This is a genomic window from Hymenobacter bucti, from assembly GCF_042681145.1.
GTDB classification, from domain to species: Bacteria; Bacteroidota; Bacteroidia; order Cytophagales; family Hymenobacteraceae; genus Hymenobacter; species Hymenobacter bucti.
The window spans coordinates 467,439-486,997 of sequence record NZ_JBHUFD010000018.1 but is presented as its reverse complement, the minus strand read 5'-3'; the positions used below and the strand labels follow the sequence as shown (position 1 = coordinate 486,997).

General features: G+C 64.8%; 20 protein-coding genes and 1 pseudogene. 16 read left to right on the top strand and 5 right to left on the bottom strand.

All coding sequences use genetic code 11. The features are described from left to right. The first annotated feature begins 53 nt into the window (after positions 1-53). Both ACFSDX_RS21270 and ACFSDX_RS21265 read left to right on the top strand, forming a co-directional pair. The gene (locus ACFSDX_RS21270) at positions 54-872 is read left to right on the top strand and encodes a tyrosine-type recombinase/integrase (RefSeq protein WP_382317249.1); all 819 of its coding nucleotides are present in this window, start codon (positions 54-56) and stop codon (positions 870-872) included. Between the two features lie 194 nt (positions 873-1,066). After that, positions 1,067-2,740, top strand: a complete 1,674-nt coding sequence (locus ACFSDX_RS21265) for a matrixin family metalloprotease (RefSeq protein WP_382317247.1) — start codon at positions 1,067-1,069, stop codon at positions 2,738-2,740. 77 nt (positions 2,741-2,817) lie between these two features. Here ACFSDX_RS21265 and ACFSDX_RS21260 read toward each other — a convergent pair whose 3' ends face one another. Further along, positions 2,818-3,018, bottom strand: a complete 201-nt coding sequence (locus tag ACFSDX_RS21260) for a hypothetical protein (protein ID WP_382317244.1) — start codon at positions 3,016-3,018, stop codon at positions 2,818-2,820. Between the two features lie 149 nt (positions 3,019-3,167). Between ACFSDX_RS21260 and ACFSDX_RS21255 the strand changes: the two genes are divergently transcribed. The 8 genes from ACFSDX_RS21255 to ACFSDX_RS21220 all read left to right on the top strand — a co-directional run bounded on the left by ACFSDX_RS21255 (position 3,168) and on the right by ACFSDX_RS21220 (position 10,260). After that, a complete protein-coding gene (locus ACFSDX_RS21255) occupies positions 3,168-3,617 on the top strand; it encodes a hypothetical protein (RefSeq protein ID WP_382317242.1) in 450 nt (149 codons plus the stop codon). Between the two features lie 35 nt (positions 3,618-3,652). Next, positions 3,653-3,904 carry a UPF0175 family protein gene (locus ACFSDX_RS21250; protein WP_382317240.1) on the top strand — a complete coding sequence of 84 codons (252 nt, stop codon included), beginning with the start codon at positions 3,653-3,655 and terminating at the stop codon, positions 3,902-3,904. After that, the gene (locus tag ACFSDX_RS21245) at positions 3,861-4,334 is read left to right on the top strand and encodes a PIN domain-containing protein (protein WP_382317238.1); all 474 of its coding nucleotides are present in this window, start codon (positions 3,861-3,863) and stop codon (positions 4,332-4,334) included. The genes ACFSDX_RS21250 and ACFSDX_RS21245 overlap by 44 nt, the downstream gene beginning before the upstream one ends. A 9-nt stretch (positions 4,335-4,343) precedes the next feature. Further along, positions 4,344-5,450: an AMP-binding protein gene (locus ACFSDX_RS21240; RefSeq protein WP_382317236.1), complete on the top strand. Its 1,107-nt coding sequence runs from the start codon at positions 4,344-4,346 to the stop codon at positions 5,448-5,450. 98 nt (positions 5,451-5,548) lie between these two features. Further along, positions 5,549-6,355 carry a DUF481 domain-containing protein gene (locus ACFSDX_RS21235; protein ID WP_382317234.1) on the top strand — a complete coding sequence of 269 codons (807 nt, stop codon included), beginning with the start codon at positions 5,549-5,551 and terminating at the stop codon, positions 6,353-6,355. A gap of 327 nt (positions 6,356-6,682) precedes the next feature. After that, positions 6,683-7,396, top strand: a complete 714-nt coding sequence (locus tag ACFSDX_RS21230; RefSeq protein ID WP_382317232.1) for an HAD family hydrolase — start codon at positions 6,683-6,685, stop codon at positions 7,394-7,396. Positions 7,397-7,411: 15 nt separating this feature from the next. Continuing rightward, positions 7,412-8,449 carry a UbiA family prenyltransferase gene (locus ACFSDX_RS21225; protein WP_382317230.1) on the top strand — a complete coding sequence of 346 codons (1,038 nt, stop codon included), beginning with the start codon at positions 7,412-7,414 and terminating at the stop codon, positions 8,447-8,449. 98 nt (positions 8,450-8,547) lie between these two features. After that, positions 8,548-10,260: a hypothetical protein gene (locus ACFSDX_RS21220; RefSeq protein ID WP_382317228.1), complete on the top strand. Its 1,713-nt coding sequence runs from the start codon at positions 8,548-8,550 to the stop codon at positions 10,258-10,260. Positions 10,261-10,279: 19 nt separating this feature from the next. On the opposite strand, the gene ACFSDX_RS21215 is transcribed toward ACFSDX_RS21220, so the two are convergent. Both ACFSDX_RS21215 and ACFSDX_RS21210 read right to left on the bottom strand, forming a co-directional pair. Continuing rightward, a complete protein-coding gene (locus tag ACFSDX_RS21215) occupies positions 10,280-11,059 on the bottom strand; it encodes a hypothetical protein (RefSeq protein WP_382317226.1) in 780 nt (259 codons plus the stop codon). A gap of 234 nt (positions 11,060-11,293) precedes the next feature. Then, the gene (locus tag ACFSDX_RS21210; protein ID WP_382317224.1) at positions 11,294-12,733 is read right to left on the bottom strand and encodes a TlpA family protein disulfide reductase; all 1,440 of its coding nucleotides are present in this window, start codon (positions 12,731-12,733) and stop codon (positions 11,294-11,296) included. Between the two features lie 181 nt (positions 12,734-12,914). Here ACFSDX_RS21210 and ACFSDX_RS21205 point away from each other — a divergent pair, with 181 nt between their 5' ends. From ACFSDX_RS21205 to ACFSDX_RS21180, 6 genes and pseudogenes are all read left to right on the top strand, one after another. Beyond that, on the top strand, positions 12,915-13,370 hold the full coding sequence (locus ACFSDX_RS21205) for an ABA4-like family protein (RefSeq protein WP_382317222.1): 456 nt from the start codon (positions 12,915-12,917) through the stop codon (positions 13,368-13,370). Positions 13,371-13,373: 3 nt separating this feature from the next. Then, positions 13,374-14,252 carry a hypothetical protein gene (locus tag ACFSDX_RS21200; protein WP_382317220.1) on the top strand — a complete coding sequence of 293 codons (879 nt, stop codon included), beginning with the start codon at positions 13,374-13,376 and terminating at the stop codon, positions 14,250-14,252. A 198-nt stretch (positions 14,253-14,450) separates the two neighbouring features. Further along, positions 14,451-15,392: an alpha/beta fold hydrolase gene (locus ACFSDX_RS21195; RefSeq protein ID WP_382317218.1), complete on the top strand. Its 942-nt coding sequence runs from the start codon at positions 14,451-14,453 to the stop codon at positions 15,390-15,392. Positions 15,393-15,395: 3 nt separating this feature from the next. Then, a complete protein-coding gene (locus ACFSDX_RS21190; protein WP_382317216.1) occupies positions 15,396-16,451 on the top strand; it encodes a sensor histidine kinase in 1,056 nt (351 codons plus the stop codon). A gap of 101 nt (positions 16,452-16,552) precedes the next feature. Beyond that, a complete protein-coding gene (locus tag ACFSDX_RS21185; RefSeq protein WP_382317214.1) occupies positions 16,553-17,368 on the top strand; it encodes a LytR/AlgR family response regulator transcription factor in 816 nt (271 codons plus the stop codon). A 60-nt stretch (positions 17,369-17,428) separates the two neighbouring features. After that, positions 17,429-18,010, top strand: a pseudogene (locus ACFSDX_RS21180) (Uma2 family endonuclease). Positions 18,011-18,081: 71 nt separating this feature from the next. Here ACFSDX_RS21180 and ACFSDX_RS21175 read toward each other — a convergent pair. Together ACFSDX_RS21175 and ACFSDX_RS21170 are read right to left on the bottom strand one after the other, a co-directional pair. Next, complete coding sequence (locus ACFSDX_RS21175) at positions 18,082-18,945, bottom strand: LytR/AlgR family response regulator transcription factor (protein ID WP_382317212.1); 864 nt, start codon at positions 18,943-18,945, stop codon at positions 18,082-18,084. 100 nt (positions 18,946-19,045) lie between these two features. Next, positions 19,046-19,546, bottom strand: a complete 501-nt coding sequence (locus ACFSDX_RS21170) for a hypothetical protein (RefSeq protein WP_382317210.1) — start codon at positions 19,544-19,546, stop codon at positions 19,046-19,048. Between the last annotated feature and the right edge of the window lie 13 nt (positions 19,547-19,559).

The following is a 19,559-nucleotide window of genomic DNA, read 5'->3' as shown; positions in this document are numbered from 1 at the left end:
GGCCAGGCGCCGGGGCTGCCCCTTGGGCGCCTTCCCCACTTGTGCCAGAGCTCGTGGAACGCTATTGCCAGCTGCTCGCGCTGCGACACTACAGCCCGCGCACGCAGAAAAACTACCGCGCTATTTTTCGGGCTTTCCTGGTGCACTTCGCCCCCCGCTCGCCGCTCGACCTAGGGCGGCAAGATATTATCGATTACCTGGCGGTGCGCGTGGCGGGAGGCATTTCGGAAGCGTACCAAAATGTGCTCATCAACGCGGTTAAGTTTTACTACGAGCAGGTAGCCGGCCTGCCCGCGCCCGTGTGGGCCTTGCCGCGGCCCAAGCGCCCGCTGCTGAGCCCGCGGCTGCTAACCCGAGCAGAGGTGCGGGCCCTGCTGCAAGGCACCGACAACCTCAAGCACCGCGCCATGCTCATGCTGGCCTATGGGCTGGGCCTGCGCCTGAACGAGGTGCTGGCCCTCACGCCCGCCGACCTCGATGCGCGGCGGCGCCTGCTGCGGGTGGGCGGGGGCACCAGCAAAAAACCACGCGAGCTGCCCGTGCCCGCGCTACTGCTGGCCCTGCTGCGCGAACACGTGCAGCAAGCGCGCCCGCAGCGGTTTTTGTTTGAGGGCACGCAGCCGGGCGAGGCGTACAGCGCCCGCAGCTTGCAGCAGGTGGTGCACCAGGCGGCGGTGCGCGCAGGCATTGGGCGCGCCGTGACGCTGCACATGCTGCGGCACTCGTTTGCGGCGCACCTGGTGGAGAGTGGGGCCGACCTCCACCTGTTGCAGGAGGTGCTGGGGCACGCCAGCCTCAAAACCACGGAGGCGTACCGGCACGTGGGCGGGCACCCCCACCTGGCCTCGCCGCTCGATGGGCTAGGGCTGTAAGTACCAGTACAGTAGCGTCATCCTACCTATTTTAGGTGGCTTGGCGCGGGTTTGTTGCGGGCCCCGCGTGGCGGGGCGCTATTTGCAGCGCCTGCCCACCGAGGCCCGTTTGGGGGCTCGCCGTGGGCTACTACGCGCGCAGGACAAGGCAGTTTTCCAGACAGGAGTACCCATTCCCACTCAATCCCTTTCTTATGGAACCACTATTGGCAGAGCCCCTAGTAGAAGCGCCCGAACAGGGCGAGCCCCGCGTTGACCCCAAGAAGTACCTGGCCCGCTTTGGCTACCTGGCCCCGGCCGACTCCGACCCCACCGACCGCCTGGCGCGCGTGCGCGACATTGGCTTGCCCGTGTCGGACCTGTCTACTACCAAGCTTGATGAACAGGCGGTTACGGCCCTCAAAACGTTTCAGCAGTTTTATAACCTGAAACCTACGGGCACCCTCACCGACGAAACCCGGCGCCTGATGCTGTCGCCCCGCTGCGGCATGCCCGACCGGCCGAAGCTCTTTGACCCGCAAACGGGCTTGATAGCCAACTTCGTGGTGCAGGGCAACCGCTGGGGCCGCACGAACCTGACGTACGCGTTCCAGAACTTTACGGGGGACCTAGGCACCGCGGACATCATCAACGCCATTCGGCAGGCTTTTTTGGCCTGGAGCAACTTCTGCTTTCTGACGTTTACGGAGGTGAGCGGCGCGGGCGATATCCGCATTCAGTTTACGGCGGGCGACCACGGCGATGGCGCCCCGTTTGACGGCCCCGGCGGCGTGTTGGCCCACGGCTTTTACCCACCGCCCAATGGCGGCGACCTGGCCGGCGACCTGCACTTCGACGACGCCGAAATCTGGTCGCTGACCGTGCCCACGCCGGCCGCCCGGTTCGACCTGTGGACGGTGGCCCTGCACGAGGTGGGCCACACGCTCGGCCTCGACCACTCCAACAACGCCGGGGCGGTGATGTACGCTTTCTACTCCGGCTTGCGGCGCAACCTGCAGCCCGACGACACCAGCGGCATCGCCTCCATCTACGGTGGCCGCAGTGCCAAGGCCACGCTCAGCGACACGGCCATTGGGCAGCCGGCCTGGGCGGCGCTCAACCAGCGCGGCTTCCTGGCCTGGACGGGCACCAACGCGGCGCACAACCTCAACGTGATGCAGACCGCCGAGCTGCGCGTGTGGGTCGACAAAGTCACCCTCGGGGAAACCTCGCTCTCGGGGCCGTCGCTCACCGTCTTCAACGGGCGGCTCTACCTGGCGTGGCGGGGCGTGGGCAACAACAAGCTGAACGTGATGTCATCGGGCGATGGCCGCACCTGGACCAACAAAGTGACCCTAGGCGACACCACGTTCAATAGCCCCGCCCTGTGCAGCGCCAACGGCAAGCTTTTCTTGGCCTGGACGGGTACCGACAACAGCCGCAAGCTCAACATCATGCAGTCGGGCAACGGCACCAATTGGGGCGGTAAGCTGACCCTAGGCGACACGTCGGTCGATGGGCCGTCGCTGTGCAGCCTCGGCAACCGCGTGCTGCTGGCGTGGGCGGGCACCAATGCCGCGCACAACCTCAACGTCATGTCTTACGACGGCGGCAGCAGCTTCTCCAACAAGGTGACGCTGGGCGAAAGCAGCTTCCTCACGCCCAACCTGACGACCGTGAACGGGACCGTTATCCTGGCCTGGACGGGCACCGACAGCGCCAACAAGCTCAACACCCTGCGCAGCACCAACGGCGTCAACTTCAGCCTGAAGGCTACGCTCAACGAAACGTCGTTTTTCGCCCCCAACGTCGGCTCCTTCAACGGCCGCTCGCTGCTGCTCTGGACGGGCAAGGACAATGCCCGGTCGCTGAACGTGATGACCATCTAAGCGCCTACCTAGGCAGCCACCAAAAAGCCCGGTCACTTGGCCGGGCTTTTTGTGTATCTTGCTATAGATGAGATTAGTTAAAAGCTAAAGCCGAGCGCGTGCAGGCTGGCGCACACGCCCGAAAAAAATCGCAGGCGCTCTTGCTTGCGCCACTTTTTCAGGACTTTGGCGCGGGCCTTAGCGGCCGCCAAGATGGGGCACGGCGCGGCGGCAGGGGCCGAAACGCTCGTTGCGGTAGCCAGTACCGATTCGGGGGTGGAATGCAGGTGGGATTGCATGGCGGAGAAGAGGTTAGTGTGTAGTAAGTATAGCGTTTTTTCAGCGGAAAAGCAAGCGCTACTGGGTGATGCTGGCGATGGCCGTACTAGCTTGGGGGTAGGATTGCCGATGTGGCACCCGGGCTTACCGCTTTAAGGTAAAAAGAGACGTGACGGACGCTGACTACAACCGCAACATCCAACGCTTTCGGCGGGCGCACTGGCTGCACTACGGCGCGCAGGCCCTGCTCATGGGCGCGGCCGGGCTGGCCACCCACCGCGGCGTGGCCGGGCCGGCGGCCATCAATCCGCAGCTAGCTACCTGGCCGGCCCTGCTGGCGCTGGCCGTGGCCGTGCCGCTGCTGAGCGTGGTGCTCTACGCCGTGTGCCAGAGCATTAGGCCCAACCTGCGGCGGCCCTACGCCGAAAACATGCGCATCTACCTCAGCCGCCTCATCGTGCGCAACAGCCTGCTGGGGCTGCTGGGCCTGCCGCTGCTGGCGGCCTACCTGCTCACGCACCAGGCGGCGGTGCTGGCTGTTTATGCGGGCTTGCTGCTCTTTGTGGGGCAGCGCACGGCGCCTTCGGCCAAGGCGTACCAGCGCTGGCTGCTGACCTAAGGCACCAAAGCGGGGAAGTTTGCGTACTTTCCAGTATGAAAACGCTCACCATCGAATTGCCGCACGAGCTCAGCCCCGCGCAGGAGCACGACCTGAAAATGGAGCTGGCGGGCACCCTCTATGCCAAGGGCTTGCTGACGACCAGCGAAGCCGCCGCGATGGTCGGCATCGAGCGGCGCGCGTTTATTGAGCAGATGGGGCAGTACGGGTTTTCGCTGCTAGCTACTTACACCGAAGCTGATTTTGAACACGACATCGCCACGCTCCATCATCATTTCGGACACTAGCTGCCTGATTCTACTTACCAAAATCGGATACCTGAAATTATTGCCCGAGCTATTCGGGCAGTGCCTTATAACGCCCACTGTAGCCGCTGAGTTTGGCCAACCATTGCCCACTTGGCTAGCTGTAAGAGCGCCCCTCGGCGCAGTACCAGCCGAGTTGCTCACGCGCCAGCACGATGCCGGTGAGCGCAGCGCTATTGCCCTGGCGCTGGAGCTGCCCGGCAGCGTACTTATCCTGGACGATGCCCCGGCTCGCCAGTTAGCGCAGTACTTGCAGCTACCCTTCACCGGCACCCTTGGCGTGCTGGCTTTGGCAAAAGCCCGCGGCTTGCTACCTCAGCTTCGGCCCATAGTAGAGCAATTGCGCACCATCGGCGGCATGTGGCTGAGCGATGCCGTGGCCGAGCGCGTGTGCCGCGAAGCCGGCGAATAACTTTGCCCCATGTCCTCTCCCAACCTCCCGACCTCCCTGCTGCTCAACGGCCGCGAATTTAGCTACGATACCCTGCGGCAAACGCCCGACCCCGCCGCCAGCCTCAACGGCTACGAGGCGCGGGTGCTGGAGCTGCTGCACCAGTGGCTGAGCGGCGCCCAGGAGTTTGGGCAGCGCACCTCAGGCAGCACCGGCGAGCCGCAGCTCATCGTACTCACGCGGCGGCAGCTGGCGGCGTCGGCCGCCCGCACCGGCGATTACTTCGACCTAGGGCCCGGCGACCGCGCGCTGGTCTGCCTCAACTGCGAGTACATCGGGGGCAAAATGATGCTGATTCGGGGCCTGGAGCGCCACCTGCACCTGACTGTGGTGGAGCCCCACGCCGACCCATTTACGGAAGTAAGCGCCGAGGCGGAGTTTGATTTTGCGGCCTTCGTGCCTTTGCAGCTGAGCGCCCTGCTGGCGGCGGGCCGCGCCGACCGGCTCAATAAGATGCGCGCCATCCTGGTGGGCGGCGCGGGCGTGGCGCCGAGCTTGCTGCGCCAGATTGAGCAGCTCACGGTGCCGGTGTACCTCACCTACGGCATGACCGAAACGGCCTCGCACGTGGCGCTGCGCCGCCTTAACGGCCCCGACGCCTCGCCCCACTACCGCGGGCTGCCCGGCCTGCACCTAGGCCAGGACGAGCGTGGCTGCCTCACGGTGCGCGGCGACGTCACCAACGACGAGCTCATCGTCACCAACGACCGCATCGAGCTGCTCGACAAGCACACGTTTGACTGGCTGGGCCGGGTCGATTTTGTGATAAACTCGGGCGGCGTAAAAGTGCAGGCCGAGAAGGTAGAGTTGGTGCTCGACGTGGCCCTGGCCGAGGTGGGCGAGTCGCGCCGCGTCTTTGTGGCGGGCCACCCCGACGAGCGCCTGGGCCAGGCCGTAACGGCTTATGTAGAAGGCGCTTCGCTAGCCCCAGCCACCGAAGAAAAAGTACTAGGCCTGCTGCGCGCGCGCCTCGCCAAGTACGAGGTACCTAGGGCGTTGGTGTACGTGCCCGCGTTCGAAGCCACAGCCTCGGGCAAGCTCGACCGGGCGGCTACCGTGCGGGCAGCGGCCGACTAAGCGCGGGCGCGGGGGTAGTTTTGCCCGGCATGAAGCATCCGTTAGCCAGTACCCCTTGCCCGAAGAAGCACCAGTTGAGCTGGCTGGTAGCTGGGCTAATGCTCCTGCTTAGCGCCGGGGGCGCCGGCCGCGCGCAGGCCCAAACTACCACCGCCCGCCCCGACTCGGCGGCCACCACCACCGTACCGCCCACCGCTAACGCGGCGAGCGGGCTGCCCTCGTCCGAGTTTGAGACCTACGCCGTGAAGAACGGCGTGCGCTACACGGCCACCTTCACCGGCATCCTGAGCACGGGCACCGTCGAGCGGGTGTACTTCACCACCAGCCACACCGGCAATTTCCGGCTCAGCGAGCACTGGCTGCTGCCCACGGCCCTCTCTTTCAGCTATGGTAAGCAGGATGGCCTGCTGCGCGAGCGCGAGCTGGTGGGCCTCGTCACGCCCACCTACCAGCGCGGCCGCGTGAAGTACTACCTGCTCGGCAACGCCGAGCAAAGCAACCTACGCGCCATTGCCCAGCGCCTGGTTACGGGCGTGGGCGCGGGCTACCAGCTCTACGCCGACACGCTCAGCAACGAGGTGAGCGTCAGTCAGTTTTTCTTATACGAAAACACCCAGTACCTCCTAGGGCTGCGGCGCGAGGTGCCGCGCAGCTCCACGCGCCTCAAGCTGCGCGGCAGCAAGGGCCCGGTGGTGCTCACGGCCCTGGTGTACTACCAGCCCTCGCTGCAAGACTACCTCGGCGACTACCGCGTGAACCTGACCAGCGGGCTCACCTTCACGCTCACCAAAAACCTGGGCCTCACGACCGCCTATTCGTATTCCTACGAGAGCATTGCCGTGGAGGGCCGCGCCCCCGGCAACGGCAACCTCACCATCGGCTTCACCTACGTGGCCGGCAAGTAGCGCGCGGCCTAGGTAGCTACCGGGCGCCAGTTGGCCCTGCACGCGCGGGCCAGCCGGCGCCCTTGCTTTTAGCATTATGGGCATACTGCACACCTACTTAGCTATAGCAGGCACGAGCTTTTGAGGAGCTTATTTTGCTACCGACCAGGTAGCAGAAGCGCCCTGTTTTCCCCAAAAAACCAAAAAATAATACGAATTTTAATAATTTATAATCAGCTTACTGCTAGCTGCTTGTATTCATCAAAAGTTCATCTTTTGACCCCTCCCGGCTATCATGCCAACTAGAGTATAGTGCTAATCACTAGTGCTATACCTAGTTTTGGTTTTATGACCCCAGCGCAGGAATTAGATTGGACTAGCATTAAAGCAGTAATTTTTGATGTCGATGGCACGCTCTACGCGCAAAGCAAGCTGCGCCGCCGCATGCTCTTCGACCTGCTGAGCTACTACGCCCTGCGGCCCTGGCGCCTGGGCGAAATGCTGCTGCTGCGCCGCTTCCGGGCCGAGCGCGAAAAGCGGCCGGGGCACCAGGGGCCGGACCTGGAAAACGCCCAGTACGCGTGGTGCGCCGAGGGCAGCCAGTTCTCGGTGGCGCAGGTGCGGGCGGTGGTCGGCCGCTGGATGTTTAGCCACCCCAACCAGTACCTAGGCAGCTGCGCCTACCCCGGCGCCGGGGCTTTCTTCGACGCGCTGCGGCAGCGCGGCATCCAGGTGGGCATCTACTCGGACTACCCGGCCCACGACAAGCTGGTGGCTCTGGGCCTGCGGGCCGACAGCGTGGTGAGCTCGACCGACCCCGAAATCGACCAGCTAAAACCCAACCCGAAGGGCCTGCTGCACGTGGCGGCGGCCCTGGGCCGGGCGCCCGCCGAGTGCCTGTTTGTGGGCGACCGCGCCGAGCTCGACGGCGTGTGCGCCGAGCGCGCCGGCATGCCCTGGCTGCTTGTGCCACCCCAACCCTTCGACCACTTCACTTTTTACCACGACCTGGCCCGCTCAGTAGCGGCTGCCGTGCCCGCCGCGCTTCCTTACCCCGTCTAACCTTTTTACCCTTTCATGAATCAAGCTTCTACTTCTGCCACCGATGCCCTCGCGGCACCCGCGGCCACCATTCCGGCCGGGCTCAAAGACTACGTAGCCATTGCGCGGCCTGATAACTGGGCCAAAAACGTGTTTATGATGCCGGGCGTGCTGTTCGCGTTCATCATCTACCGCACCCCGCTTGATGCCGATTTCTTTCTGAAGCTGGTGCTCGGCATAGTTAGCACCTGCCTGGTAGCCTCGGCCAACTACGTCATCAACGAGTACCTCGACGCCGAGTTCGACAAGTTTCACCCGCTCAAGAGCAAGCGCACGTCGGTGGTACGCGTCGTGAACCCGGTCATTGTGTACGCCGAGTGGCTGGGGCTGGCCCTGGTGGGCTTTTTGCTGGCTTACCAAATCAGCGTGCAGTTTCTGGTCGTGTCCATGTTCCTGCTCTTCATGGGCGTGATGTATAACGTGCGGCCCTTCCGCACCAAGGAGCGCGTGTACCTCGACGTGCTGTCCGAGTCGGTCAACAACCCCATCCGGTTTGCCCTAGGGTGGTTTATCGTGGCGCCGGCGCTGTCGGTCAGCGCGTTCGATGGCGTGGCCTTGTTCAACAGCCTGCCCCCGTCGAGCATCATCGTAGCCTACTGGATGGGCGGCGCCTTCCTGATGGCGACCAAGCGTTTTGCCGAGTTCCGCCTCATCAACAACCCCGAGCTGGCGGGCCTCTACCGCAAGTCGTTTCGATACTACACCGAGCACAGCCTGCTGATTTCGATGTTCTTCTACGCCCTCACGTCGGCGTTTTTCCTAGGTATCTTCCTGGTCAAAAACCGGGTCGAGCTGCTGTTCAGTTTCCCGTTTTTTGCCTTGCTGTTTGCGTGGTACCTGCGCATTGGGCTGCTCGACAACTCGCCGGTGCAGGGCTCCGAAAAGCTGTACACCCGCAAGTGGTTTATGCTCTACGTGGGGCTATTCTGCGCGCTGCTGGTAGTGCTGATGTTCGTTAAAATCCCGGTGCTCAGCTACCTGCTGGAGGACCACTACAACCTCAACCAGCACTAAGCATTTCGGGGGCTCGCGCCTGGGGGCTGCGGCTGCTTTTGCGGGCAGCGGCAGCACCCAGGCGCGGTTTTGTTTTTGCTCGTCACTCCTTGCGCCTTATGCTGCTTCGTTACTCCGCGCCGGCTACCCTGCTCGGCGAGCCCGCCCCGGTGGCGGCCCTGGCTACCACCGCCGACGCCCGCGCCCAGGCCCTGCAACAGCGGCTGCTGCTGGTGCTGCTGGGCCTAGGGTTCTTTTTCCGGCTGTTTCACTTCTTCAACAACCGCTCTTTTTTTATTGACGAGCTGTTTCTGAACGTCAATATCATCAAGCTTAACTTCTGGCAGCTGGCTACGCAGCCGTTTGACTACGAGCAAAAAGCACCCCTAGGCTACCTGTGGGCCTCGCGGCTGAGCGTGCTGCTGCTGGGCAAAAAGGAGCCCGCGCTGCGGCTGTTTTCGCTGCTGTGCGGCTTGGGCAGCTTGGTGGCCTTTGTGCCGGTGGCGCGGCACTTTTTGCGCGGCTGGAGCGTGGTGCTGGCGGTGGGCGTGCTGGCGCTGGCGTGGCCGGCCGTGTACCACTCGGTCGAGGCCAAGCAGTACAGCTGTGAGCTGTGCGCCACCGTTTTAGCCCTGCTGCTCTACGTGAAGTACCACCACCAAACCACGCTGGGCGCGCGGCTGGCCTGGGGCCTGGGCGGCGGGCTGCTGCTGTGGTTTTCATTTTCGGCCATCTTCGTGCTGGTCGGCATGAGCATCGCCATCTGCCTGCCGGCGCTGGTGCAGCGCGACTGGAAAAAGCTGGCGGGCTACCTCGTGCCCTGCGGCCTGTGGCTGCTCAGCTTCGCGCTGGTCTACGTGCTGTTTGTGAGCAAGTACCACAAGTCGGAATGGCTGACCTTCTTCTTCAAAGTCAGGTACGATGCCTACCTGCCCCTCGGCGGCGCGGGCGCCGCGCTGCGCTGGCTGGCGGCCCGGGCCTACGACCTGGTAGACCTGCCGCTGGGGCTGCGGCTTGATGTAGACCTAGTGGAGTACGCCCCGCTCACCAAGTTTGTGCTGAAGCTGGGCTGGGTAGCCTTGCCGCTGCTTGGCCTGGGGGCGTATCGCCTCGGCCGGCAGCGCGGGCAGTGGCTGCTGCTGTTTTTGCTGCCGGTAGCGCTGGCGCTGGCCGCGTCGGCGGTGCAGCAGTACCCCTTCTACGAGCGCTTTACGCTTTTTCTGGCGCCCCTGCTCACCCTAGTGCTGGCCTACGGCGTGCAGCAGCTGGGCCGCTGGCCGCGGGTGGGCGGGTGGCTGCAACCGCTGGTGGTGGTGGTGCTCCTGACGGTTTCGCTGGCCAACGTAATGCAGCCGCTGCTAGGAGCCAAGCGGTTTTACAACCAGTCGTACTACCGCGAAATCATGCTATACCTCGACAGCCACGTGCAGCCCGGCGATGGCGTGTACGTGTACTGGAACATGCGCCCCGCCTACGAGTACTACCACGAGGCGTACCAGCTAAAATTCACGGCGGTGGAGGGCAGCTACGTCAAAAACAAATCGGTCAGCCAAACCGACTACCTGCGCAATCTTCAGCCGGATTTTACTTCGCTGCGGGGTAAGAACCGCCTGTGGTACGTGTACGACGCCAACATGCTCGATGGCATCGCCGACATGGTGGGCCAGCCCACCTGGTACTTCAGCCCGCGCCAGAAACCGGGCTGGCTGTTGAATACCTACCTCGGCACCCTAGGCCAGCGGGTAGAGCACTACCACCGCAGCACGAGCACCCTGCAGGCGACGCTGTACGAGCTGCCCCAGGCGCCGCCCGCCGGCACCCCGCCGCGGTAGCAGCTGCCCGGCTGGTTTGCTACTTATCGTCTTCCTGCGCTGTTTTGCTGCCGTAAAACTTGTCGCGGGTGTAGGGGTTCAGGCCCCGCACCCGCAGGCCTTCCTGGGTAAAGAGGCGGGCCTTACCCCTGGCCACTTTCAGCAGGGGGCCTAGCAATATATTGGCCCTCAAGTAGAAAACCGGCCCGCCCAGCTCGCGCCGGATGGTGGGCGCCACCAGCACCGGCAGCCGCCAGCCAGCCCCCGCGCCCAGCGAAGCCCAGCGAAACAGCCGCATTTGGGCGGCCGCCGAGGGCTCGATAACCCCCAAAAAGTCGTTGGGCGTGCGGTCATAGATATTGGTCGAATCGTTGAGGTAGCGCACGTGCACCGAGCCCAGGCCCACCTGCAGGTTGCCGCTCAGCGACCAGCGCGTGTTGTGCAGCACCACGTACTCGGTGTACAGGGCCAGGTAGCGAAAGCGCAGCTCGGCATCGGCCTCGTCGGCCGCATTGTCGGGCAGGGGCTGCCGCGTTGGAATGCCCGTGCTCAAAAAGTACACGGCCGCGCCGGTGCGCACCCGGCCGCGCCATTCCATGCCCAGCTTGAGGCCATTGATGGTGCAAAACTGGCCGTTGATGATGGAGTAGCGCGAGTCGTACTGCACAACCAGGCGGCGGTGCGAAAAATAGGGGGCCTTTTCCGGGATGTCGGGCACCGTGTCGGGGGGCATCTCGGTGCGCAACGGCACTTTCACGGTGGCCGAGACCTCCTGCGCGCGCAGCACCCCCGGCAGCCCGGCTACCAGCACCGCCGCCAACCACCTAAAACAGTAACAACTTGACACTAAATACAAAAATACTCCAAAACCAGCACTGGCCCGGTTCGTAGCCCGGTCCCTTACGTTGTGCTTATAGCCAGCCTAAACCGTGCCAACACCATAATGTTGGCGGGCGGCTACCACCCTGGCTCCTCCGCAAGGGCGCGGGCCGCCTAGCGGAGCCCAGACGCGCCGCGCGGCCGTTGCACCCGCGCACCGGCAATGCAGGGCCGCCTACCGCGCCAGGGCCTGCTCAATGGCGGCTACCGTTTTGGCGCCTTCCATAGGGCGGGGCGCGTGCGCATCGATGATGCGGCCGTCGCGGCCGATGAGCCAGTAGGTGGGGTACTCATTGACCTGGTACGCCACGGACGCGGACGTTTCCTTGGGCTCGCGCAGGTGCACGCTGTTTGGGCTCGTGAAGTGGCTTTCGGCCAGCGTCTTCTGCCACTTATCCTCGGGGTCACCGACGGAGATATAGACGAAAACCACGTCGCGGCCCTCAAACTTCTTTTTCAGGTCGTGGCTGAACGTCGTCATTTCGTGCATGCAGGGCGCGCACCACGTACCCCAGAAGTCGAGGTACACCACCTTGCCGCGCAGGTCGGCCAGCGACACCTGCTTGCCCGTATTATCCAGCAGCGCGAAAGCGGGCGCGGGCCGGCCCACGGCCAGCAATTGGCGCTGCGCAATGCTCCGGCGCACGGTGCGGGCCAGGGCCGAATCGGCGTTGTGCAGCCGGAAAGTGGGGTACAGGGCCAACGCCCCCGGCAAGTCTTTTTCGAGCTTCCACATCATCAGCATTTGCATTTCCATATCGCGGGCTTTGCCCTCGCCGAGCTCCGAGGTGGCCAGGCGGTAGAGCCCCGGGCCGGCGGCGGGGTCGGGGCTGAGCGTGCCCGACGGGGCCAGCCGGTCCTGGTAGGCGTACAGGAACTGCGCCACGGCGGTATTCTCGTCAATACCGCGCCCTAGGTGCTGGCTCAGCTCTTTCAGGGGCGCCTGCTGCAAAAAATCGAAGTACGCGGGCGGCACTACTTCGCTGGGCGCGGCCTCGGTCGGCGCGGCGTTGGCGCGGCGGTAGCCCACGTAGTTGAGCAGCTGGGTGGCCCACTGAATATTAATGGCAAACTCGGCATCGCGCCGGGCGGCCGCGGGCAGCGGGTGCGCCTTAGCATAGGCGGCCAGGAAAGCCAGGCGCTGCTGCCGAAAGGCGTCGGCGTTGCGGCGCATCTCGGCGGGCGTAGTGCTGGGCTTGAGCTGGTCAGTGGGCCGGGGCGCGCCGTCGGCCGGGCCGAACTCAAATTTCCAGAGTGCCTGGGCCAGGTAGTTGTTGGCCACCGAGCCCCGGCCGCTGTAGACTAGGCTCTTATCGAAGTCCTTAAAATCGAGCGTCAGGTGCAGCTGGTCGCCGGGCAGCAGGTAGAGGCGCGTGCTCTGGCGGGCGTAGGTGAAGTGCACCGGCGTGGGGGTAGCGCCCGGCAGGTCGTTGAACTCAAACCGAAAGTCGCCGCTGGGGCTCAGAGGCGCTTTCACGCGCTTTTCGCCCACAAACAGCCGCACCGTGTCGCCGGCCGGCGCATTGGCGAGGTGGCCGCTGAACACCGTACGGGGCGGCTTGGGCGAGCCCACCAGGGCCGCGCTGAGGGCGAATAACCAAAGCGAAGGCAGCATACACAAACGGAAAAGGGAGGTGAGAAAGCTGGTAAAAGGCGGCGGGCCGGCGGGCCAGGCCGCGCCTCACCCCGGCCAAACGGCGGCTTGGCCCGCCCCCTAGGGCGGTTGGCCCCGATTGGGCTGGCGAGTGCCTGTACAGGCATGTAGGTTTGCCTATATAAACATAGCACGTAAACCGATGACTATCACCCCCGACTTCTTATTTTCTTTGGCCAATGCGCTGGCCCTGCCGGGCTGGGCGCTGCTGGTGCTGGCGCCCCGCTGGCGCGGTACTCGGGCGCTGGTTTTGAGCGGCGCGTGGCCGCTGGGCCTGGCGGTGCTCTACGCGGTATTTATCACAATTCACTACCTAGGGGCACACGGCAGCGAGGGCGGCTTTGGGTCGCTGGCGCAAGTGGCGGCGCTTTTCCACGACCCCTGGGCGCTGCTGGCGGGCTGGGTGCATTACCTATGCTTCGACCTGTGGGTGGGCGCCTGGGAGGTGCGCGATGCCCAGCGTCGCGGCGTGCCGCACTGGGCGCTGGTGCCGGCGCTAGCCCTCACCTTTTTGCTGGGCCCGGTGGGGCTGCTGGTGTACTGCGGAGCACGGGCGGCCCTAGGTCAAAAAGCCCTTGCGAAACCTTCTATTGCTTAACTTATGAAATCGCTTTTGCTCGCGGGGGTGCCCGCTTTGGCTACGCCCGCTATTCAGTCGGCTCTGGCCGCCGACCTCTCCTTGGGCCAGCGGGGCGCGCTGGCCGTGCAGGCGCTGCACCACACCAGCCCGGCGCTGGCCTGGGCCGGGTGGCTGCACGTGGGGCTGGCGGTGGTGGCCCTGGGGCTGCTGCCCCTCGACCACCGCCTCGTAACCGGCGCGCCGGCGTGGCTCAAGCCCCTCAAGTTTGCCGTGGCCGATGGGCTCTTCGTCTGGACGCTGGCCTGGCTGCTGGCGGGCTTGCCGGGGGCGGCCCGGCCGGCGGTGACGGCCATCGGGTGGGGCGTGGCCCTGAGCATGACGGTCGAGACGGCAGTCATTTTTGTGCAGGCCGCGCGGGGGCAAACCTCGCACTACAACACGTCGTCGGCGCTCAACACCGTGCTATTTGCGGCGATGGGCATTTTTATCGTCCTCAACACCCTGTTTAGCTTATGGGCGGTGTACGTGGTGTGGCACTACCCGCTGCCCGGCTCGGCGGGCTACGGCTGGGGCGTGCGGCTGGGTTTGCCGCTCTCGATAGCGGGCGCGCTGGTGGGCGGCTTCATGATTCGGCAGTTCGGCCACACAGTGGGCGCGCCCGACGGCGGCCCCGGCTGGCCGGGCCTGGGCTGGAGCACCCGGGCGGGCGACCTGCGCATCGCGCACTTTCTGGGGCTGCACGCGCTGCAAATTATCCCGGTGCTGGGCTGGGCCCTAAGCCGCTGGCAGCCAACCAAGGCCCCGGCCCTGACGTGGGCCGGCGCGGCCCTGTATGCGCTGGCCGTGGCGATGCTATTCGGGCAGGCGCTGGCCGGGCAGCCGCTGTGGCGGGGGCGCTAGGGCAGGTTTGCTTGCTACACTCGCCGCGCAGTAGGGTGCGGGGCTTGCCCCCGCCCAGCGTTAATTAAGAAATACGCTGCTCAACAACGCCGGGCGGGGGCAAGCCCCGCACCCTACCCCATTTTCACGAGCAACTTCGTAACCAGTATACTTATCGTGCTGATTTCTAACTTTATCCTGCTCCCATTCAGGCCCCTTGTGGCAGCGCTGATTCTACTCGTAAACGCGGCGGCGCTGGCGGGGCCCGCCTCTCACTTACTGAATGAGCAGCGCGCCCCGCTGCCCCCCGGTCCGTTGGCGTTTCGCACCTCCGATTCGGTGCAGTTGTTCGTGAAAATCGCGGGCCGCGGGGTGCCGTGCGTGGTGGTGCACGGCGGGCCGGGCGCGGGCAGCTACGGCCTCGAGCACCTAGGGCTGCAACCGCTCGAAAGCAGCCTGCAGCTCATCTACCTCGACCAGCGCGGCAGCGGGCGCTCGGCTTCGTCGCCGCGCCGAGCCTACGCGCTGGCCCGCCAGGTGCAGGATTTGGAGGAGTTGCGCATCCGGCTGGGGCTGCGGCAGTGGGTGCTGCTGGCGCACTCGTTTGGGGGCGTCATTGCCACGGCATATGCCCAGCGTTACCCCGAGCGGGTGCAGGCGCTGGTGCTGGTGAACGCGGTGCTCGACCCCGTGGCTTCGCTCGAAAGCATGGTGCACTACGGCGACAGCCTGCTACCCGCCGCTGCCCGGCCCCCGCTGCCGCCTACCGCGCCCCTGCCGCAGCGCCTGGGCGCCGTGCTGCAGGCCCTAGGTCAGCAAAAGCGGCTCTACCAGCTCCAATACGCCTTCGACACCGCGGCGGCCCGCGCCAGCCGGATGGTGCAGCCGCAGCCCGGCAACCGCGATTTTGCGGCTCACGTCTTTGACTTTCCCGACTACGGGCGCGACTATGCGCCGGCCACGGCTGCCCTAGGTATGCCCACGTTGGTGCTGGCCGGGCACGATGACTACACGGCCGGGCCGCGCGCCTACCGGGCCTTTCGCTTTCCGCGGCAGCGCGTGCTGGTGCTGCCCGGCCGGCACAACCTGCTGCAAGAGCAGCCCGCCCTGGCGCAGCAGGCCATTCGCACCTTTGTGGCGGCGCTACCCCGGCGCCGCTAGCTTATGCCCGCCGCCGCGCTCCCCCCCGCCCTACCCCTGCGCGACCGCCGCCTGACGCTGATTGGGCTGGTGCTCATCAGCCTGCTAATGCCGCTGGCCAACGGCGGCCCGTGGGCGTTGCAGTCGGTGGCGCATTTCAGCGTGGCCTGGCTGTGCTCCTTGGTGTACACGCTGGTGCTGGGGCTGGGCAACCGCGAAATCTGGCGTCAATTGCAGCGCCGCTACCCGCAAGTAGCCCAAACGCGGCAGCGACTCTGGTGGTTGGGTATCAGCAGCGTAGCGTACACTAGTCTGGCCACGGTACTGCTCACCCTGGGGCTGGGGCTGGTGCCGGGCGGCGGCACTACGTCGCCGCCGGCGCTGCTGCTCATCGCGGCCATCAACCTGGTGCCTACGCTGGTTGTTCTGCTCGTGTACGAAAGCCGCCACTCGTTTCAGCAGTGGGAGGAAAACCAGCACCGCGCCGACCAGCTCGCCCAGGCCCAAACCCAGGCCCAGCTCGACGCCCTGGCCCAGCAGCTCGACCCGCACTTTTTGTTTAACTCGCTCAACACCCTGGCCGCCCTCATCGAGCCCGCCAACGAGCCCGCCCAGCACTACGTGGAGGGCCTGGCCGATGTGTACCGCTACGTGCTGCTTAGCCGCGAGCGCCCCACCGTGCCGCTGGCCGAGGAGCTGGCATTCGTGCAAACCTACGTGGCCCTGCAAAAGGTGCGCTTCCGCGACAACGTGCTGGTGCACTACGACGTGCCGCCCGCCGCCCTAGGTCGGCACGTGGCCCCGCTGAGCGTGCAGGTGCTGGTCGAGAATGCCTTCAAGCACAACGAGGCCTCACGGGCCCGGCCGCTGCACCTTCGCCTCGTGGTCGATGCTGCCGGCACCGCCCTGCGCGTCGAAAACACCTGGCAGCCGCGGCCCGCCGGCCTGGTTCCCGGCACCGGCACGGGCCTGGCCAACGTGCGCCAGCGCTACGCCCTGCTAGGGGCACCCGCGCCGGTAGCCGTGGAGCAGGCGGCGGGCATCTTTGCCGTGGTGCTGCCCTTGCTGCCCACCGCGTAAGAGGAGTTAAGAGCTTATGGTTTACGCCCAAAAGCGTGCGTCCTGGTGCTAAAGGGTGAGAAAGCCTATTTTTAACTTTTACCTCCCAGCTTTCCACTCCCTTGCGCATTCTCATTCTCGAAGACGAGTACCCGGCCGCCGAGCGCCTCCAGCGGCTGCTGGCCCTGGCCGCGCCCACGGCCCAGGTGCTGGCCGTGCTCGACACCGTGGCCGGGGCGCTGGCCTGGCTGGCGGCTAATGCGGCGCCCGACCTCATCCTGAGCGATATTCAGCTGGCCGATGGCCTCAGCCTCGACGTGTTTGCCCAAACCCTGGTGCGCAGCCCGGTCATTTTCACCACCGCCTACGACCAGTACGCGCTGCAAGCCTTCCGGGCCAATGGCATCGACTACCTGCTCAAACCCCTCAAGCTGCCCGAGCTGCAAGCCGCCTTGGCTAAATTAAAAATTATGAATTATGAATTCAAAATTGAGCCTACCAATACTACAGACTCCATTCATAATTCAGAATTCTCAATTCATAATTTTTCACTAGAGCGCCTGCTCGACGCGCTGCCCCGCCCCCAGCGGCCGCATAAAACGCGCTTTCTGGTGCGCCAGGGCGAGAACCTGCTGCCGCTGCCCACCGCCGAAGCCGCCTGGTTTCAGAGCCGCCACGACACCACCACGCTGGCCACCCACGACGGCCGCCGCTTCGTGGTCGATTACACCCTCGAGCAGCTCGAACGCCTGCTCGACCCGAGCCAGTTCTTCCGGCTCAACCGCCAGCTGCTGGCCCAGCTGCCCGCCGTGCGCCGGCTGGTGCCGCACCTAGGCGGCAAGCTGCTGGTCGAGCTTAGCCCCGCCCCCACCGGCCCCGACGACGTGCTGGTGAGCAAGGAGAAAGCCGGCGCCGTCAAGAGCTGGCTGGAGGGCTAGGCGCGGCGGCTTGCTAAGCCTGTTCTGGCTATTTTGCTACAGCAATAACCTTACCCGCTGATGTATAGCATAAAGTTAAAATCCGCCGTACTTGACCGACTTAGTGAAGCTGATTTTTTTGAATTCTGCCTCGATAACCGCGACTTGCGCATAGAGCGCGAGCGCGATGGTCAAATCACGGTCATGCCCCCCATATTCACCGAAATCAGCGCGCTGAACGCCGAGCTCTCTGGCCAACTAGCCAACTGGAACCATCAGTATAACCTAGGTCGCACATTCGACTCGTCGGCCGGTTTCACGCTCTCGACCGGGGCCATGCTCTCGCCCGATGCCAGCTGGATAGCCTAGGCGCGCTGGGATGCGCTCAGCACCGACGACCGGCGCGGCTTCGCCCGCATCTGCCCCGATTTTGTAGCCGAGCTGCTCTCGCCCTCCGACCGCCTCACCGACACCATGCGCAAGATGGAGCACTGGCTGGAAGCCGGCGCTCGCCTCGCCTGGCTCATCGCCCCGGCCAGCGAGTCGGTCTTCATCTTTGAGCCAGGCCAGCAGGTGCGACCAGTCGTGGGCTTCGACCAAGCCCTGAGCGGCGAACCCGTGCTACCTGGCTTCGCGCTGGAGCTGCGGCGGCTAAAGAAGTAATGAGCAATTAACAGTGAGCAATGAGCCGCCTGCACTATTCGGTCTGCTCATCGCTCATTATTAATTGCTCATTACCTGTCGAGCCAGCTCTTGAATACGCTCACCTTTTCGCGGCTCACCAGGATGGGGCCTTCGCTCTCGGGCGGAGCGGGGCGGAGAATGGTTTGCAGCCGCGAGTTGGTGTAGTGAATAATGTCGTGGATGGCGGCCTGCCGGGCCAGGTAGGCGCGGTTGAGGCGGAAAAAGTGCGTGGGGTCGAGCAGGCTTTCGAGCTGCTCCATGGTGTAGTCTACCACGTACTTGCGGCCGTCGGTGCTTTGGAGCAAGGTCGTTTTTTCGAGGCTAAAAAAGTACGCCACCTGCTCCACGGGCACTACTTTGAGGTGCTCGCCCACGCGCACCACAAACTGCGCTTTGTAGCTGGCCACGGGCGCCGGCTGCCGCAGCTGCTGCAAAAGCGCCGCCAGCGTGGCGGCATCCAGGACTGGCGTGGCGGCGTTTTCGGAATTGACTTTTGTACTGGAAACCGAACCTTTTGTACTAAAATCCGGGCTTTCGGCCGCTAAACGGGCGGTTTCGGCTAGTCGCTGGCGCAATTTTACGATGGCTAGGCGCAGTTCTTCCTCATCGATGGGCTTGAGCAGGTAGTCTACGCTGTTCACCTTAAAGGCGCGCAGCGCGTACTGGTCGTAAGCGGTGGTGAAGATGACGGGGCACGTTACCGCTACCTGCTCAAACAGCTCAAAGCTAAGCCCATCGGCCAGGTGAATATCCAGAAATAGCACGTCGGGCGCGGGGCCGGCTTGCAGCAGCGCCACGGCCTGCGCCACCGATTCGGCCGGGCCGAGGATGGTGACGGGCGCGGCGTGCTTCTGAAGCAGGCTAGTGAGGCGGCGGGCCGCTAGGGGTTCATCTTCAACAACCAAAGCTAGCATAGCAGAAAGTTAGGGCGGTTTTGTAGGGAGTGTACCGTGGACCCGGCGGGTCCGCGCGTCAACCGGGTTCATACGCGGACCCGCCGGGCCCACGGTACCGTTATCGGGAGCGGGCCAGGCTGTCGCGCAGTTGCCACAGCTGCTGGCTGAGGGCGGCGGCGTGGTAGAAATAGTTGGTTTGGGCCAGCTGCGCCACCTCGCCCTCGCTGGAAGCCGCCAGCCGAAAGATGAGGGTGCGGCTGTGCAGTTGCCAGGCCTCGGCGGGCGCGGCGGCCAGGCGCACCATCAGCGTGGCTTCTAGCAGCGGCTGGAAGGCGGGGCCGGCGCTCGCCGCCACGGGGCGCAACGCCCGCAGCGCCGGCACCAGCCGCCGCAGCCGGGCCACGTCGCGCACCTGAAACGGGCGGGCCGGGCCGGCGCCCGCCACGAGCGGATACACGGTCAGGCTTTCCACGTCGGGCGGCGTTATTTCGCGCAGGACTTGCTCCACGGCCACGCGGCCGTTGGGGGTGGCGCCGCGGCGCACCAGCAGCCACCCGATGCCGGCGGCTGCCAGGGCGCACAGCACCCACAGAAGCTCGGGGTAAAAAGCTTTTTTCACGCGCTCATCAGCC